This window comes from Klebsiella sp. WP3-W18-ESBL-02 (assembly GCF_014168815.1).
GTDB classification, from domain to species: domain Bacteria; phylum Pseudomonadota; class Gammaproteobacteria; order Enterobacterales; family Enterobacteriaceae; genus Kluyvera; species Kluyvera ascorbata_B.
Genome location: NZ_AP021972.1, coordinates 4,793,419 through 4,809,533, shown reverse-complemented (window position 1 = coordinate 4,809,533; position 16,115 = coordinate 4,793,419). Strand labels below are relative to the sequence as shown.

The 16,115-nt window shown below is 57.1% G+C and carries 11 protein-coding genes and 1 pseudogene; 6 read left to right on the top strand and 6 right to left on the bottom strand.

The window, feature by feature from the left end; translation table 11 throughout:
- Positions 1 to 96 precede the first annotated feature (96 nt).
- Positions 97 to 537, bottom strand: a complete 441-nt coding sequence (locus H7R56_RS23045) for an acetyltransferase (RefSeq protein WP_106928647.1) — start codon at positions 535 to 537, stop codon at positions 97 to 99.
- A gap of 151 nt (positions 538 to 688) precedes the next feature.
- Between H7R56_RS23045 and metA the strand changes: the two genes are divergently transcribed.
- The 4 genes from metA (at position 689) to aceK (ending at position 6,714) form a co-directional block, all read left to right on the top strand.
- Positions 689 to 1,618, top strand: coding sequence for a homoserine O-acetyltransferase MetA (metA, locus tag H7R56_RS23040; RefSeq protein WP_106928645.1), 930 nt, complete (start codon positions 689 to 691; stop codon positions 1,616 to 1,618).
- A gap of 271 nt (positions 1,619 to 1,889) precedes the next feature.
- Positions 1,890 to 3,491, top strand: coding sequence for a malate synthase A (gene aceB, locus H7R56_RS23035; protein ID WP_182928432.1), 1,602 nt, complete (start codon positions 1,890 to 1,892; stop codon positions 3,489 to 3,491).
- 31 nt (positions 3,492 to 3,522) lie between these two features.
- Positions 3,523 to 4,827, top strand: coding sequence for an isocitrate lyase (gene aceA, locus H7R56_RS23030; RefSeq protein WP_106928641.1), 1,305 nt, complete (start codon positions 3,523 to 3,525; stop codon positions 4,825 to 4,827).
- Positions 4,828 to 4,929: 102 nt separating this feature from the next.
- A complete protein-coding gene (aceK, locus tag H7R56_RS23025; protein WP_106928659.1) occupies positions 4,930 to 6,714 on the top strand; it encodes a bifunctional isocitrate dehydrogenase kinase/phosphatase in 1,785 nt (594 codons plus the stop codon).
- Between the two features lie 52 nt (positions 6,715 to 6,766).
- Here the strand turns inward: aceK and iclR are convergent, their stop codons facing one another.
- Positions 6,767 to 7,594, bottom strand: a complete 828-nt coding sequence (iclR, locus tag H7R56_RS23020) for a glyoxylate bypass operon transcriptional repressor IclR (protein ID WP_106928639.1) — start codon at positions 7,592 to 7,594, stop codon at positions 6,767 to 6,769.
- Positions 7,595 to 7,789: 195 nt separating this feature from the next.
- Here iclR and metH point away from each other — a divergent pair, with 195 nt between their 5' ends.
- Positions 7,790 to 11,473 (top strand): methionine synthase, encoded by a 3,684-nt coding sequence (gene metH, locus H7R56_RS23015; protein ID WP_106928637.1) that lies wholly within the window; start codon positions 7,790 to 7,792, stop codon positions 11,471 to 11,473.
- 40 nt (positions 11,474 to 11,513) lie between these two features.
- Here the strand turns inward: metH and H7R56_RS28100 are convergent.
- Positions 11,514 to 11,663, bottom strand: a pseudogene (locus H7R56_RS28100) (hypothetical protein); the annotation flags it as partial.
- A gap of 51 nt (positions 11,664 to 11,714) precedes the next feature.
- Here H7R56_RS28100 and H7R56_RS23010 point away from each other — a divergent pair.
- Entirely contained in the window at positions 11,715 to 13,346 is a 1,632-nt protein-coding gene (locus H7R56_RS23010; RefSeq protein ID WP_106928635.1) for a Na/Pi cotransporter family protein, read from the top strand.
- Between the two features lie 97 nt (positions 13,347 to 13,443).
- Here H7R56_RS23010 and pepE read toward each other — a convergent pair whose 3' ends face one another.
- The 3 genes from pepE to H7R56_RS22995 all read right to left on the bottom strand — a co-directional run bounded on the left by pepE (position 13,444) and on the right by H7R56_RS22995 (position 16,026).
- On the bottom strand, positions 13,444 to 14,133 hold the full coding sequence (pepE, locus tag H7R56_RS23005) for a dipeptidase PepE (RefSeq protein ID WP_182928704.1): 690 nt from the start codon (positions 14,131 to 14,133) through the stop codon (positions 13,444 to 13,446).
- Between the two features lie 149 nt (positions 14,134 to 14,282).
- Entirely contained in the window at positions 14,283 to 15,095 is an 813-nt protein-coding gene (locus H7R56_RS23000) for a shikimate 5-dehydrogenase (protein WP_182928431.1), read from the bottom strand.
- On the bottom strand, positions 15,088 to 16,026 hold the full coding sequence (locus H7R56_RS22995) for a sugar-binding transcriptional regulator (protein ID WP_106928629.1): 939 nt from the start codon (positions 16,024 to 16,026) through the stop codon (positions 15,088 to 15,090). The genes H7R56_RS23000 and H7R56_RS22995 overlap by 8 nt, the downstream gene beginning before the upstream one ends.
- Between the last annotated feature and the right edge of the window lie 89 nt (positions 16,027 to 16,115).

Below are 16,115 nucleotides of genomic sequence, written 5' to 3'. Positions count from 1 at the left end.
CATCCTGACGGATGGGCTTTTTTGCGTCTGCGCCTTGTGGGATGCGGCATTGTGCACATTGCCGGATGGCTGCCTCGCCTTATCCGGCCTACGGACCTACAGTTTGTGACGCAAATGCAGTAGCGGATAAGGCCGGCCATGGTCATCCGTCTCCGATCGCCCGGTAACATCAAATCCCATCCTCTGATAGAACTCTAAGGCCTGCGCATTCTGCTCGTTCACATCCGTCGTTAAATCGGCAATCAGCGACAGCGCATGTTCAACCAGTTGACGCCCAACACCGCTACCACGCACATCAGGATCGACAAACAGCGCCTCCAGGTGATGCTCTGACAGCAGCATAAACGCTACAGGCGTATCATTAGCATTCGCAGCCACCCATAGCGGGGCACCGGGCAAAAACGCGCGTACCTGTGTTTCAATCGCTGTTCTGTCCTGCGCGGAAAGAAAATGATGCGTGGCATCAACCGAACGGCACCAGATCGCGATCAGCTGTTCGCCTTCATGGTGCACTGAACGTCGTATAATCACTTTAATATCCCTCTCAGAATCGTTTCCGCATTCTACCGCAGGGTAATTGAAACTTTCTCACCTTGAACATGCAGGCTCGACATTTTGTTGAATTCTGGGTATCGTTAGCTGTCTGGATGTCTAAACGTTTATACGTATGCTGTGAGGTAATAAGGTTATGCCGATTCGGGTGCAGGACGAGCTACCAGCCGTCAATTTCTTGCGTGATGAGAACGTCTTTGTAATGACGACATCGCGTGCTACAGGTCAGGAAATTCGTCCTCTGAAGGTGCTGATCCTGAACCTGATGCCGAAGAAGATAGAGACAGAAAACCAGTTCTTACGCTTGCTATCAAACTCGCCGCTACAGTTGGACATCCAGCTGCTGCGCATCGATGCGCGTGAATCGCGTAATACGCCAACCGAGCATTTGAACAACTTTTACTGTAATTTCGACGACATTCGCGACCAGAATTTCGATGGTCTGATCGTCACCGGCGCGCCGCTCGGCCTGGTTGAGTTTAACGACGTCGCCTACTGGCCGCAGATCCAGCAGGTGCTGGAGTGGGCAAAAGATCACGTCACCTCGACGCTCTTTGTCTGTTGGGCGGTACAGGCCGCACTCAATATTCTCTACGGAATACCAAAGCAAACTCGCGACGATAAACTTTCCGGCGTCTATGAGCATCATATTCTTCATCCACATGCCCTGCTGACTCGCGGATTTGATGATACTTTCCTGGCGCCGCATTCTCGCTACGCGGACTTCCCGGCGAAACTGATTCGCGATTTTACCGACCTGGAAATTCTTGCAGAAACTGCGGAGGGTGATGCTTACCTGTTTGCCAGTAAAGATAAACGTATTGCCTTCGTTACCGGTCATCCGGAGTACGACGCACATACGCTGGCGAGCGAGTTTTTCCGCGACGTGGATGCGGGTCTGGACCCACAGGTCCCCTATAACTACTTTCCGAAAGATGACCCGCAAAACAAACCGCATGCCACCTGGCGCAGCCATGGCAATTTGCTGTTTGCGAACTGGCTCAACTACTACGTCTACCAGATCACACCGTACGATCTGCGGAATATGAACCCCACGCTGGATTGATCCGCTACTCTTCACGATCCTAAAGCGTTTCAGCATTCTTAAACAGGCACCTTCGGGTGCCTTTTTTGTTTTCGAAAACTACCCCACATAAATATGAATTTTTAAATTCAATCCAATCAATATGTTGCGATTAATTTTAATTAAAAATGGAAATCGTTTTTGATTTTTTATTTTTTGCGATTAGGCTTAAAAACATTGAGCGAAAACGACGCAACGATCGTCCGTTCATCAGTCGGGGAAACTATTCGGATCACTAATGAGGAGCTGCACCATGACACAACAGGCCACAACAACCGATGAACTGGCTTTTCTGAAGCCTTCTGGCGAGCAGGAAAAGCAGGTTTTGACGGCGGAAGCGGTGGAGTTTCTGACCGAACTGGTGACTCGATTTACGCCAAAGCGCAATAAACTGCTGGCCGCACGTATTCAGCAGCAGCAGGATATTGACGACGGCAAACTTCCTGATTTTATTTCGGAAACAGCTTCCATTCGTAAAGGTAACTGGCAGGTGCGCGGCATTCCTGCCGACCTGCAGGATCGTCGCGTTGAAATTACCGGGCCCGTTGAACGCAAAATGGTGATCAATGCCCTGAACGCCAACGTGAAAGTGTTCATGGCTGATTTTGAAGACTCACTGGCTCCGGACTGGAACAAGGTGATTGAAGGGCAGATCAACCTGCGCGACGCCGTCAACGGCACCATCAGCTATACCAACGAAGCGGGCAAAATCTATCAGCTTCAACCGAACCCGGCGGTGCTGGTTTGCCGCGTGCGTGGCCTTCACCTGCCCGAAAAGCACGTGACCTGGCGCGGCGAAGCGATCCCGGGCAGCCTGTTCGATTTTGCGCTGTATTTCTTCCACAACCACAAAGCGCTGCTGGCAAAAGGCAGCGGCCCTTATTTCTACCTGCCGAAAACGCAGGCCTGGCAGGAAGCCGCCTGGTGGAATGATGTCTTCTGCTATACCGAAGACCGTTTCAACCTGCCGCGCGGCACCATCAAGGCTACGCTGCTGATTGAAACGCTGCCTGCCGTCTTCCAGATGGACGAAATTCTGCACGCCCTGCGTGACCATATTGTTGGTCTGAACTGCGGGCGCTGGGACTACATCTTCAGCTACATCAAAACGCTGAAGAACCACCCGGATCGCGTGCTGCCGGACCGCCAGGTGGTCACGATGGATAAACCCTTCCTCAGCGCCTATTCACGACTGCTGATTAAAACCTGCCACAAGCGCGGCGCGTTTGCGATGGGCGGCATGGCGGCGTTTATCCCGAACAAAGACGCTGAACGTAATGCGCTGGTGCTGAATAAAGTCAAAGCCGATAAAGCGCTGGAGGCCAACAACGGTCACGACGGCACCTGGGTGGCCCACCCGGGGCTGGCGGATACCGCCATGGCCGTGTTTAACGAGGTGCTGGGCAATCGTCAAAATCAGCTCAGCGTTTCCCGCGCCGATGATGCGCCGATAACCGCTGAACAGCTGCTGGCGCCGTGCAACGGTGAGCGAACCGAAGAGGGGATGCGCGCCAATATTCGCGTTGCGGTGCAGTACATCGAAGCGTGGATTTCTGGCAACGGCTGCGTACCGATTTATGGCCTGATGGAAGATGCGGCGACCGCTGAAATCTCGCGTACCTCCATCTGGCAGTGGATCCATCATCAGAAAACCCTCAGCAACGGCAAACCGGTAACCAAGCCGCTGTTCCGCCAGATGCTGACGGAAGAACTGCAGGTAATTAAAGGCGAGCTGGGCGAAGCCCGCTTCAATGGCGGCCGTTTTGACGATGCCGCGCGCCTGATGGAGCAAATCACCACCTCCGACGAACTGATCGACTTCCTGACCCTGCCGGGCTACCGCCTGCTGGCGTAATTCACCACATAACAATATGGAGCATCTGCACATGAAAACTCGTACTCAACAAATCGAAGCATTACAACAAGAATGGACGCAGCCACGTTGGGAAGGCATCAAGCGCCCGTACAGCGCGGAGGAAGTGGTGAAACTGCGCGGTTCGGTCAACCCGGAATGTACGCTGGCGCAGTTGGGCGCGGCCAGAATGTGGCGCCTGCTGCACGGTGAAGCGAAAAAGGGCTACGTTAACAGCCTTGGCGCGCTGACCGGCGGCCAGGCGTTACAGCAGGCGAAGGCGGGCATTGAGGCGATTTACCTCTCTGGCTGGCAGGTCGCGGCGGACGCGAACCTGGCTTCCAGCATGTACCCGGATCAATCGCTCTATCCTGCGAACTCAGTGCCTGCGGTGGTCGATCGGATCAACAACACTTTCCGCCGTGCGGATCAGATCCAGTGGGCGAACGGTATCGAACCAAACGATCCGCGTTACGTTGATTATTTCCTGCCGATCGTTGCCGATGCGGAAGCGGGTTTCGGCGGGGTGCTGAACGCCTTTGAACTGATGAAATCGATGATTGCGGCCGGTGCAGCGGCGGTACACTTTGAAGATCAGCTGGCGTCGGTGAAGAAATGCGGTCATATGGGCGGCAAAGTGCTGGTGCCCACGCAGGAAGCGGTTCAGAAACTGGTCGCCGCGCGCCTGGCGGCTGATGTCATGGGCGTACCGACCCTGCTGATTGCCCGTACCGATGCCGACGCGGCGGACCTTATCACCTCCGACTGCGACCCGTACGATAGCGACTTCATTACCGGCGAGCGCACCAGTGAAGGTTTCTACCGTACTCGCGCAGGCATTGAGCAGGCGATTAGCCGTGGCCTGGCGTACGCACCCTATGCTGACCTGGTGTGGTGTGAAACCTCCACGCCGGACCTGGAACTGGCGAAGCGCTTTGCCGATGCTATCCACGCGAAATACCCTGGCAAACTGCTGGCCTACAACTGCTCGCCGTCGTTCAACTGGCAGAAAAAGTTGGACGACAAAACCATCGCCAGCTTCCAGCAGCAGCTGTCTGACATGGGCTACAAATACCAGTTCATCACACTGGCCGGTATCCACAGCATGTGGTTCAACATGTTCGACCTGGCGCACGCCTACGCGCAGGGCGAAGGGATGAAGCACTACGTTGAAAAGGTTCAGCAGGCAGAGTTCGCGGCGGCGAAAGATGGCTACACCTTTGTTTCTCACCAGCAGGAGGTGGGCACCGGCTACTTCGATAATGTCACCACCATTATTCAGGGCGGAACCTCCTCGGTGACCGCGCTGACCGGTTCGACCGAAGAGTCGCAGTTCTGATTAATGCCCGGTGGCGCAGCGCTTACCGGGCCTACAACGATATGTAGGCCGGATAAGCGAATGCGCCATCCGGTATGACTCTATGCCGGATGGGGAACAATGATGACGCGAGGCCTGGAATTACTGATTGCGCAGACCATTTTGCAGGGATTTGATGCCCAGTACGGGCGTTTTCTGGAAGTTACCTCCGGCGCACAGCAGCGTTTTGAACAGGCCGACTGGCACGCCGTACAGCAGGCGATGAAAAGCCGAATTCATCTGTATGACCATCACGTGGGGTTGGTGGTCGAACAGCTGCGCTGCATCACCGATGGCAAAAGTACCGACGCGGATGTCCTGCTTCGCGTCAAGGCGCAGTACACCCGTTTGCTACCGGATTACCCGCGCTTCGAGATTGCGGAGAGCTTTTTTAACTCCGTGTATTGCCGGTTATTTGACCACCGCTCGTTAAGTCCCGAGCGGTTATTTATTTTCAGTTCGCAGCCGGAGCGCCGCTTTCGGGCGATCCCCCGGCCGCTGGCGAAAGACTTCTTTCCCGATGCTGGTTGGGAAGCGGTGATTTTCAAAATGCTGAGCGATCTGCCGCTGCGCCTGCCGTGGCAGAATAAATCTCGCGACGTCGGGTATATCATGGCGCACCTCGGCGAAACGCTGGACGCAGAAACCCTGCGTCAGTCCCACCTGCACATTGCGAACGAGCTGTTTTATCGTAACAAAGCGGCCTGGCTTATCGGTAAGCTCATTACCCCCTCTGGCACGCTACCGTTCCTGATCCCCATTCATCGTACCGATGAAGGGGAGCTGTTTGTTGATACCTGCCTGACGACGACCGAAGAGGCCAGTATTGTCTTCGGCTTCGCGCGCTCCTATTTTATGGTTTACGCACCGCTGCCCGCCGCACTGGTGGAGTGGCTGCGTGAAATCCTGCCTGGCAAAACCACCGCCGAGCTGTATATGGCCATTGGCTGTCAGAAACATGCCAAAACCGAAAGCTATCGCGAATACCTGACCTATATCGCCAGCACCGACGAGCGGTTTATTGAAGCGCCGGGCATTCGCGGTATGGTGATGCTGGTGTTCACGCTGCCGGGTTTTGATCGCGTGTTTAAAGTCATTAAAGACCGTTTTGCGCCGCAAAAAGAGATGACCGCCGCGCACGTCCGCGCCTGCTACCAGTTGGTCAAAGAGCATGACCGCGTGGGGCGGATGGCGGATACCCAGGAGTTTGAAAACTTCGTGCTGGATAAGCGGCAGATAGATCCGGCGTTGATGGCGCTGTTATTGCAGGAAGCACCGGCGAAAATCGTCGATATGGGGGATAAAATCGCGATCAGCCATCTGTATATTGAGCGGCGGATGGTGCCGCTTAATCTCTGGCTGGAGCAGGTTGAAGGGCAGCTGCTGCGCGATGCAATTGAAGAGTACGGCAATGCCATTCGCCAGCTCGCTGCGGCCAATATTTTTCCCGGTGACATGCTGTTTAAGAACTTCGGCGTCACCCGGCACGGGCGCGTGGTGTTCTACGACTACGATGAAATTTGCTATATGACAGAGGTAAATTTCCGCACGATCCCGCCGCCGCGCTACCCGGAAGACGAACTGGCCAGCGAACCGTGGTACAGCGTCTCGCCGGGCGATGTCTTCCCGGAAGAGTTTCGCCACTGGCTGTGCGCCGACCCGCGTATCGGGCCGCTGTTTGAAGAGATGCACGCCGAACTATTCAGCGCTGACTATTGGCGTGGCCTGCAGACGCGTATCAAGAATGGGCATGTAGAGGACGTTTACGCCTACCGCCGCCGCCAGCGGTTTAGCGTGCGTTATGAACTTGACCGTAGGCCGGATAAGGCGCTTGCGCCACCATCCGGCAATGCGCGCCGTTCTGCCTGATGGCGCTACGCTTATCAGGCCTGCCGAAAATGCCCCCTCTGGGGCATTTTGTTTATTTAATGCCGCCGTACGCCAGCGTCACCTCTTTCGCCGCCTTAATCACCATTGCGCCAAACTCGGTGACCCGGTCGTCGGTAATGCGCGAAATCGGCCCGGAAATGGAGATGGCCGCAAACGGTTCGCGGTGCTCGTCGTAAATGCAAGACGCCACGCAGCGCAGCCCCAGCGCATGTTCTTCATCATCAAACGAATAGCCACGCTTGCGCGTCTGGGCCAGGTCGTCCTTCAGATGTACCGGCGACACCAGCGTGGCGTGGGTGTAGGCGTGCAGGCCTTTACGGTGCAGCAGCCCGGTGACCTGCTCTTCACTCAGCTGGGATAAAAACGCTTTACCCACGCCGGAGGCGTGCATCGGCAGCTTACCGCCAATCGGCGCGGACATCCGCATCAGCTGCGTACACTGCACCTGATCGATAATGATGGCCTGATGGTCGCTCTTATCGAGTACCGCCAGGTTAACCGTCTCGCCGGAATCTTCCATCAGCTGACGCAGAATGGGGTGGACAATCGCCAGCAGGTTGCGGCTTTGCAGAAAACTGCTGCCGACGATAAAGGCGTGCGCGCCTACCGCCCAGTGGCCCAGTTCGCCGACCTGACGCACGAAGCCAAGCTGCTGCATGGTCGTCAGCAGACGGTGGGTAGTGGAATTGGGAAGCCCGGCCTGCTGCGCAAGTTCGGTCAGCGCCACGCTGCTGTGTGATTCGGCAATCCACTCCAGCAGCTTCAGGCCGCGCGTCAGCGACTGCACCTGGCCTGTTGCGGCGGCGGCGGTAGCAGGGGCGGGTTTTCTACCGCGTTTAGCAGGAACGTTGGCGACCATCGCAACTCCTTTCTGTATCGTGGAAATAGTTTTCGTTTTTATTGATTATAATACAACCTCCGATTCTACTGCTCCGATGAGTCATGCTGAACATGTCTCATGTAGACGGTTGTTTCCTTTTCCGCCACCCCAGTTTATGCCAGTATGCTTTATTACCTTTTTTCTGGGTTTCGTTGAGCGTGGTCGGGAGTGCGTGTGAGCAGCAAAGTTGAACAATTACGTCGGCAGTTAAATGAACGTATCCTGGTTCTGGACGGGGGCATGGGCACCATGATCCAGGGCTATCATTTAAGCGAGCAGGATTTTCGCGGTGAACGCTTTGCCGACTGGCCCTGCGACCTGAAGGGTAACAACGACCTGCTGGTACTCAGCAAGCCGGAGGTGATTTCGGCTATCCACAACGCCTACTTCGAGGCGGGTGCGGATATCATCGAAACCAATACCTTTAACTCGACGACCATCGCCATGGCGGATTACCAGATGGAATCCCTGTCGGCGGAAATCAACTTTGCGGCGGCGAAGCAGGCGCGCGCGGCGGCAGACGAATGGACCGCACGTACGCCGAATAAACCGCGCTACGTTGCGGGCGTGCTTGGCCCGACTAACCGCACGGCTTCTATTTCACCGGACGTCAACGATCCGGCCTACCGTAACATCACCTTCGATCAACTGGTGGCAGCGTATCGCGAATCCACCAAAGCGCTGGTGGAAGGCGGTAGCGACCTGATCCTGATTGAAACCGTCTTTGACACCCTCAACGCCAAAGCGGCGGTGTTTGCCGTTAAAGAAGAGTTTGAAGCGCTGGGCGTCGACCTGCCGATCATGATTTCCGGCACCATCACCGACGCCTCTGGCCGCACGCTCTCCGGTCAAACCACCGAAGCGTTTTACAACTCGCTGCGCCACGCCGATGCGCTGACTTTTGGTCTGAACTGCGCTTTAGGCCCGGACGAGCTGCGCCAGTATGTGCAGGAGCTGTCGCGCATTGCCGAATGCTACGTTACCGCGCACCCGAACGCCGGGCTGCCGAACGCCTTTGGCGAATACGATCTCGATGCCGACACCATGGCGACACAAATTCGCGAATGGGCGGAAGCAGGCTTCCTCAACGTGGTCGGCGGCTGCTGCGGCACCACGCCGGAACACATCGCCGCGATGAGCCGCGCGGTTGATGGCTTGCCGCCGCGCAAACTGCCGGAAATCCCGGTGGCCTGCCGCCTGTCTGGCCTCGAACCGCTGAACATTGGCGATGACAGCCTGTTTGTGAACGTCGGCGAACGGACCAACGTTACCGGCTCCGCGAAGTTTAAGCGCCTGATCAAAGAAGAGAAATACAGCGAAGCGCTGGACGTCGCCCGCCAGCAGGTGGAAAGCGGCGCACAGATTATCGATATCAACATGGATGAGGGGATGCTCGACGCCGAAGCGGCGATGGTGCGTTTCCTTAACCTGATTGCCGGTGAGCCGGACATTGCCCGCGTGCCGATTATGATCGACTCCTCAAAATGGGACGTCATCGAAAAAGGGCTGAAGTGCATTCAGGGCAAAGGCATCGTCAACTCCATCTCGATGAAAGAGGGCATTGAACCGTTTATCGAGCATGCGAAAAAAGTACGTCGCTACGGTGCGGCAGTGGTGGTGATGGCCTTTGATGAAGTCGGCCAGGCCGATACCCGCGCGCGTAAAATTGAGATTTGCCGCCGGGCGTACAAAATTCTGACCGAAGAAGTCGGCTTCCCGCCGGAAGACATCATCTTCGACCCGAACATCTTTGCCGTGGCAACCGGCATTGAAGAGCACAACAACTACGCGCAGGACTTTATCGGTGCCTGTGAAGACATCAAACGCGAACTGCCGCACGCGCTGATCTCCGGTGGTGTCTCCAACGTGTCGTTCTCGTTCCGTGGTAACGATCCGGTTCGTGAAGCCATTCACGCGGTGTTCCTCTACTACGCCATTCGCAACGGCATGGATATGGGGATCGTCAACGCCGGGCAGCTGGCTATCTATGACGACCTGCCCGCCGAGCTGCGCGATGCGGTTGAAGATGTGATCCTTAACCGTCGTGACGATGGCACCGAACGTCTGCTGGAGCTGGCCGAGAAATATCGCGGCAGCAAAACCGACGACAGCGCAAACGCACAGCAGGCCGAATGGCGCAGTTGGGACGTGAAAAAACGCCTCGAATACTCGCTGGTGAAAGGCATAACCGAATTTATTGAGCTGGATACTGAAGAGGCTCGCCAGCAGGCCGCGCGCCCTATCGAGGTGATTGAAGGGCCGCTAATGGATGGCATGAACGTGGTCGGCGACCTGTTCGGCGAGGGCAAAATGTTCCTGCCGCAGGTGGTGAAATCCGCCCGCGTGATGAAACAGGCGGTGGCCTATCTTGAGCCGTACATTGAGGCCAGCAAAGAGAAAGGCTCCAGCAACGGCAAAATGGTCATCGCGACGGTGAAAGGCGATGTGCACGACATCGGCAAAAACATCGTCGGCGTGGTGCTGCAGTGTAATAACTACGAAATCATCGACCTTGGCGTGATGGTGCCGGCGGACAAAATTCTCAAAACCGCCAAAGAGGTCAATGCGGATTTGATTGGCCTGTCCGGGCTGATTACTCCGTCGCTGGACGAAATGGTTAACGTGGCGAAAGAGATGGAGCGCCAGGGCTTTACCATTCCACTGCTGATTGGCGGCGCGACGACCTCGAAAGCGCACACGGCGGTGAAAATTGAGCAGAACTACAGCGGCCCGACGGTTTACGTGCAGAACGCCTCGCGTACCGTTGGCGTCGTCGCCGCGCTGCTCTCTGACACCCAGCACGATGACTTTGTCGCGCGCACGCGTAAAGAGTACGAAACCGTGCGTATCCAACACGGGCGTAAGAAACCGCGTACCCCGCCGGTGACGCTGGCTGCCGCGCGTGAAAACGATCTGGCGTTTGACTGGGACAGCTACACGCCGCCGGTGGCGCACCGTTTGGGCGTGCAGGAAGTGGAAGCCAGCATTGAAACCCTGCGCAACTACATCGACTGGACGCCGTTCTTTATGACCTGGTCGCTGGCCGGCAAGTTCCCGCGCATCCTTGAAGACGAAGTCGTGGGTGAAGAGGCGAAGCGCCTGTTCAAAGACGCGAACGACATGCTGGATCAGCTCAGCGCCGAGAAAACCCTCAACCCTCGTGGTGTCGTCGGGTTGTTCCCGGCCAACCGCGTGGGCGATGACGTGGAAATCTATCGCGACGAAACGCGTACCCATGTGCTGACCGTCAGCCGCCATCTGCGCCAGCAGACCGAGAAAGTCGGCTTTGCTAACTACTGCCTGTCTGACTTTGTGGCGCCGAAAACCTCGGGCAAAGCCGACTATATTGGTGCTTTCGCCGTGACCGGCGGCCTGGAAGAAGATGCGCTGGCCGAGGCGTTTGAAGCGCAGCACGACGACTACAACAAGATCATGGTGAAAGCGATTGCCGACCGTCTGGCGGAAGCCTTTGCCGAGTATCTGCATGAGCGCGTGCGTAAGGTTTACTGGGGCTATGCACCGAACGAAAACCTGAGTAACGACGAGCTGATTCGTGAAAACTACCAGGGGATTCGCCCGGCGCCGGGCTACCCGGCCTGCCCGGAGCACACCGAGAAGGGCACTATCTGGGAATTGCTGGATGTCGAAAAACACACCGGCATGAAGCTGACGGAATCCTTCGCCATGTGGCCCGGAGCGTCCGTTTCTGGCTGGTACTTCAGTCATCCGGACAGCAAGTACTACGCCGTGGCGCAAATTCAACGCGATCAGGTGGAAGACTACGCGCAGCGTAAAGGTATGAGCGTGGCGGAAGTGGAGCGCTGGCTGGCGCCAAACCTCGGCTACGATGCCGATTAATTCACAAAATCGTCATCTTTCCTTACAACAAACAGGGCGCTCAATGAGCGCCCTGTCTCTTTCTGGCGCGTAAACCCTTATACTGAAAGGAGGCTCGCCTGCGCGGCTTGCCGGATGGCGGCGTAAACGCCTTATCCGGCCTACGGGGAAATTCTGTCGGCCTGATAAGCGCAGCGCCATCAGGCATGATGCCAACACCGCTTGCCTCTGGAACCTATAACAATAAGGAGAACCCGATTCCGTGTTAACGCTGCTACACCTGCTTTCCGCCGTCGCCCTGCTGGTGTGGGGAACCCATATCGTCCGTACCGGCGTGATGCGCGTCTTCGGCGCGCGCCTGCGTACCGTACTGAGCCGTAGCGTAGAGAAAAAGCCGCTCGCTTTCTGCGCGGGTATTGGCGTGACGGCGCTGGTGCAGAGCAGCAACGCCACCACCATGCTGGTGACGTCGTTTGTTGCTCAGGACCTTGTCGCGCTGACGCCAGCATTGGTTATCGTGCTCGGGGCCGACGTCGGGACCGCGCTGATGGCGCGAATCCTGACATTCGATCTTTCGTGGCTGTCGCCGCTGCTGATTTTTATCGGCGTGACCTTCTTCCTGGGTCGTAAACAAACCCGAGAAGGCCAGCTTGGCCGCGTCGGCATCGGCCTTGGCCTGATACTACTGGCGCTGGAGCTGATCGTTCAGGCGGTCACGCCGATCACCCAGGCCAACGGCGTGCAGGTGATCTTCGCCTCGCTGACCGGCGATATTCTGCTGGATGCGCTGATTGGCGCGGTGTTCGCCATCATCAGTTATTCCAGCCTGGCCGCCGTGCTGCTGACCGCGACATTGACCACCGCTGGTGTGATTTCCTTCCCGGTTGCGCTGTGTCTGGTGATTGGCGCCAACCTCGGTTCCGGCCTGCTGGCGATGCTCAACAACAGCGCCGCCAACGCCGCCGCGCGCCGTGTGGCGCTGGGAAGCCTGCTGTTTAAGCTGGTGGGCAGCCTGCTGATTCTGCCGTTCGTTCACGTGCTGGCCGACACGCTGCACAAGCTTCCGCTGGCGGAATCAGAGCTGGTTATCTATTTCCACGTCTTCTACAACCTGATTCGCTGCGTGGCGATGGTACCGTTCGCCGAACCGATGGCGCGTTTGTGTAAACGTATGATCCGCGATGAACCAGAGCTGGAGGGCAGCCTGAAGCCGAAGCATCTGGACGTGACCGCGCTCGACACCCCTACGCTGGCGCTGGCCAATGCCGCGCGCGAAACCCTGCGCATCGGCGATGCCACCGAGCAGATGCTGGAAGGGCTCAAAAAGGTGATGAACGGCGAGCCGCGCGAAGAGAAAAACCTGCGCAAGCAGGCGGACGATATCAACGTGCTCTACACCGCCATCAAGCTCTATCTGGCGCGAATGCCGAAGGATGAACTGGCGGAAGAGGAGTCTCGCCGCTGGGCGGAGATTATCGAGATGTCGCTCAACCTGGAGCAGGCGTCGGATATTATTGAGCGAATGGGCAGCGAAATTGCCGATAAATCGCTGGCTGCGCGCCGCGCGTTTTCCGTAGAAGGCCTTAAAGAACTGGACGCGCTGTACGAACTGCTGCTCGGTAACCTGCAGCTGGCAATGTCGGTCTTCTTCTCCGGCGACATGACCAGCGCCCGCCGTCTGCGACGCAGCAAGCACCGTTTCCGTATCATGAACCGCCGCTATGCGCATGCGCACGTCGATCGACTGCATCAGCAGAACGTGCAGAGTATTGAGACCAGTACCCTGCATCTGGCGCTGCTGGGGGATATGCAGCGGCTGAACTCGCTGTTCTGTTCGGTGGCCTACAGCGTGCTGGAGCAGCCGGACGAAGACGACGAGCGCGATGATTACTAACGGAATCCGCGCCGGATAGCGCTGCGCTTATCCGCCCTGCAGGTCGCGTTCACTGCAGGCCGGATAAGGTTATCGCGCCGCTATCCGGCAATCGCGTTTAGAAGCGGTGGCCGGCTTCCAGCGCGATCGCGTCTTCTCCGGCGGTAAACACGTAGGTGGTGTTTGGCCCGCCGAGCGTGGCATGACCCTGCGCGACCTCAATCCAGTTGCCCTCCGGCAGCCCAATCACCGTTAATTCTGGCGCGACGACCAGCAGCTCGCGAATACGCTGTTCACGGGTTTCACCCTTATGACCTTCAGGCAGCGCGTTGGTGAAGTGGGGGTTAATCTGCAGCGGGAACAGGCCCAGTGCATCAAAGCCCTGCGGATCGACAATGGGCATATCGTTGGTGGTCCGAATGGTCGGGCAGGCCAGATTCGCCCCTGCGCTCCAACCGATATACAGCGCGCCGCGTTTGGCCACGTCAACAATTGGCGTCAGCAGGCCGCGTTGACGGCTCTCTTTAAGCAACTGGAAGGTATTGCCGCCGCCGACAATGATCAGTTCGGCGTTTTCAATTGCCGATACCGGGTCCGCCACGGTATGAATGCCGGTGACCGACACGCCCAGCGGAGCCAGCACGGCAGCGGTTTTTGCCGTGTACTCATCCCAGGTCTGCGTGACGCCAGCAAAGGGAATAAACACCGCGCGGCGGCGGCCGTTCAGCCGTGCCTCAATTAACGGCAGCGCGTGTTCCAGCCAGGCTTTGCCCGGCAGCGTTGAGTTACTCAGCAGAAGTAAATCCATCATTTCTCCTATTAATCAGAAAACTATCAATCAGGGCGGCATGTTATCATCCTGTACCGGTCAGCTTACTGATGCAGTTCACGGTGTTGCAGGCGGTGTGCTGAAAGTGAGCTTTGGCTACGCCTCCGGCAGACGCTCTTTGATGCGCGTTACCCCGCTCTGGCAAACGCCGCTGCCTCTGCAATCAGCGCATCGTCCGGGCGCACGCCGGTATACATGACAAACTGCTCCACCGCCTGGAGGGCAATCACTTCAGCACCGCTAATCGTCTTTTTCCCCAGGCGTTGGGCGAGTTGAATCACCGGCGTTTCTGCGGGCAAAGCCACCACGTCAAAGACCACGCTGGCGCGTGTCACCATGGCTTCACTGTAAGCAAGCTGCGTGCTCTCTTTACCGCCCGCCATACCGATAGGCGTGACGTTAACCAGAATGTCGATACCCTCAGCTTCCGGCCGTGGCTGCCACCGGAAGCCGTACTGTTTTGCTAACGCCGTGCCGTTAACCTCATTACGAGCCGCAATAATGACATCGCTAAATCCCGCGTCGCGGAAAGCGGCAATCACCGCTTTGCCCATGCCGCCACTGCCCTGAATCATTACCCGGGCAGAGGTATCCAGACGATGGCTGGCGATCAGGCTTTTCACCGCGATGTAGTCGGTATTGAATCCGGTCAGGTGGCCATCGTCATTGACGATAGTATTCACTGAGTCGATGACGTTTGCCGACGGATCGATAGCATCCAGAAACGGCATGCAGCTCTCTTTAAACGGCATAGAGACCGCGCAGCCACGAATACCCAGGGCGCAAACGCCTTTCACTGCGGCTTCAATATCCTGGGTGGTAAACGCCTTATAGATAAAGTTAAGCGCTAGCTTTTCATACAGAAAATTATGGAAACGGGTGCCGAAGTTGCCGGGGCGTCCGGCCAGCGACATGCACAGTTGGGTATCACGGTTAATCATGAGCGTGTCCTCGTACTAAATAGTCAGCGGTGGCCCGGTCGGTCACCAGTGTGTTGATGTGTTTACCGCGCAGCGCGCCAAGAATGGCGTCGTACTTCTCTTCTCCGGCCGCAATGCCAACGATGTCACGTGCCTGGCGTAGCGTGGAGAGCGGGATAGAAAGCGTTTTCTCGTGCATGTCGGTGAGCACCGTTGCGCCATCGCTATCGAAAAAGCGTGAGCAGATGTCGCCAGCCACCCCGCGGGCAATCAGTTCATCGCTTTGTGCGTTACCGTAAAATGCCTGCCAGTTGGCACCATGACGAATCGCCGGCGAGCCGATGCCCACCAGCGCGACGTCGAGCTTCTGCCAGTAGCCCGCCAGCGTTTGATAATGCTGTGACTGCATGATGCCGTTGCGAATCGTCGGGTTATCCAGCAGGGCCGGAAAGTCCGCGAGGTAAGACTCCGCCTTCAGACGTTCAGCGGCAGCGTAGGTGAGCGTGTTGACGTGGTAACGGCTCGGCAGCTTGCCCGACGGTCCTCCGACGATCGGAACACAGACATGTTGGCGCGGCTGGCTGGCGGTGGGGAGGGACTCGACCAGCATGCTGACCGCGCGACCCCAGCCGAAGCCAATGATGGCGTTAGCCGAGAGCAGGCGCTCCACCAGCGGTGCGCCATAGGCTCCGAGCTCGGCTTCCTGCGGGGCGACGGCGGCCTCCTTCAGGCCAAATATCTGTTTAAGCTGCTCTTCTAACCACAGGCTGTCGTTGTAGTCATAGTTAATGGCGATAGTCACCACCCCCAGCTCGCGCCCGCGTTTGAGCAGGCGGCTGATGGTGGTGCGATAAATCCCCAGCGACTGCGCAATTTGCGCCTGCGTCATCTCCTGTTCATAGTAGAGCTGAGCAATTTTCACGATAAGACGGATATCGTCGCTGTTTTCCATCGAAGGGGCTCCTGCACATATGTGCAAAACGTCGTGGTCAGGGTATGGATCTGGTATAGCGCCGCTGTATAAGGAGTTCAAGCGTATTT

Bases quoted from the DNA above. Each gene is read 5' to 3' on its own strand.
- iclR (WP_106928639.1), bottom strand. From the start codon at position 7,594: ATGGTCGCCAACGTTCCTGCTAAACGCGGTAGAAAACCCGCCCCTGCT.
- H7R56_RS22995 (WP_106928629.1), bottom strand. From the start codon at position 16,026: ATGGAAAACAGCGACGATATCCGTCTTATCGTGAAAATTGCTCAGCTC.
- aceK (WP_106928659.1), top strand. From the start codon at position 4,930: ATGACGCGAGGCCTGGAATTACTGATTGCGCAGACCATTTTGCAGGGA.
- metA (WP_106928645.1), top strand. From the start codon at position 689: ATGCCGATTCGGGTGCAGGACGAGCTACCAGCCGTCAATTTCTTGCGT.
- aceA (WP_106928641.1), top strand. From the start codon at position 3,523: ATGAAAACTCGTACTCAACAAATCGAAGCATTACAACAAGAATGGACG.
- aceB (WP_182928432.1), top strand. From the start codon at position 1,890: ATGACACAACAGGCCACAACAACCGATGAACTGGCTTTTCTGAAGCCT.
- pepE (WP_182928704.1), bottom strand. From the start codon at position 14,133: ATGGATTTACTTCTGCTGAGTAACTCAACGCTGCCGGGCAAAGCCTGG.
- H7R56_RS23000 (WP_182928431.1), bottom strand. From the start codon at position 15,095: ATGATTAACCGTGATACCCAACTGTGCATGTCGCTGGCCGGACGCCCC.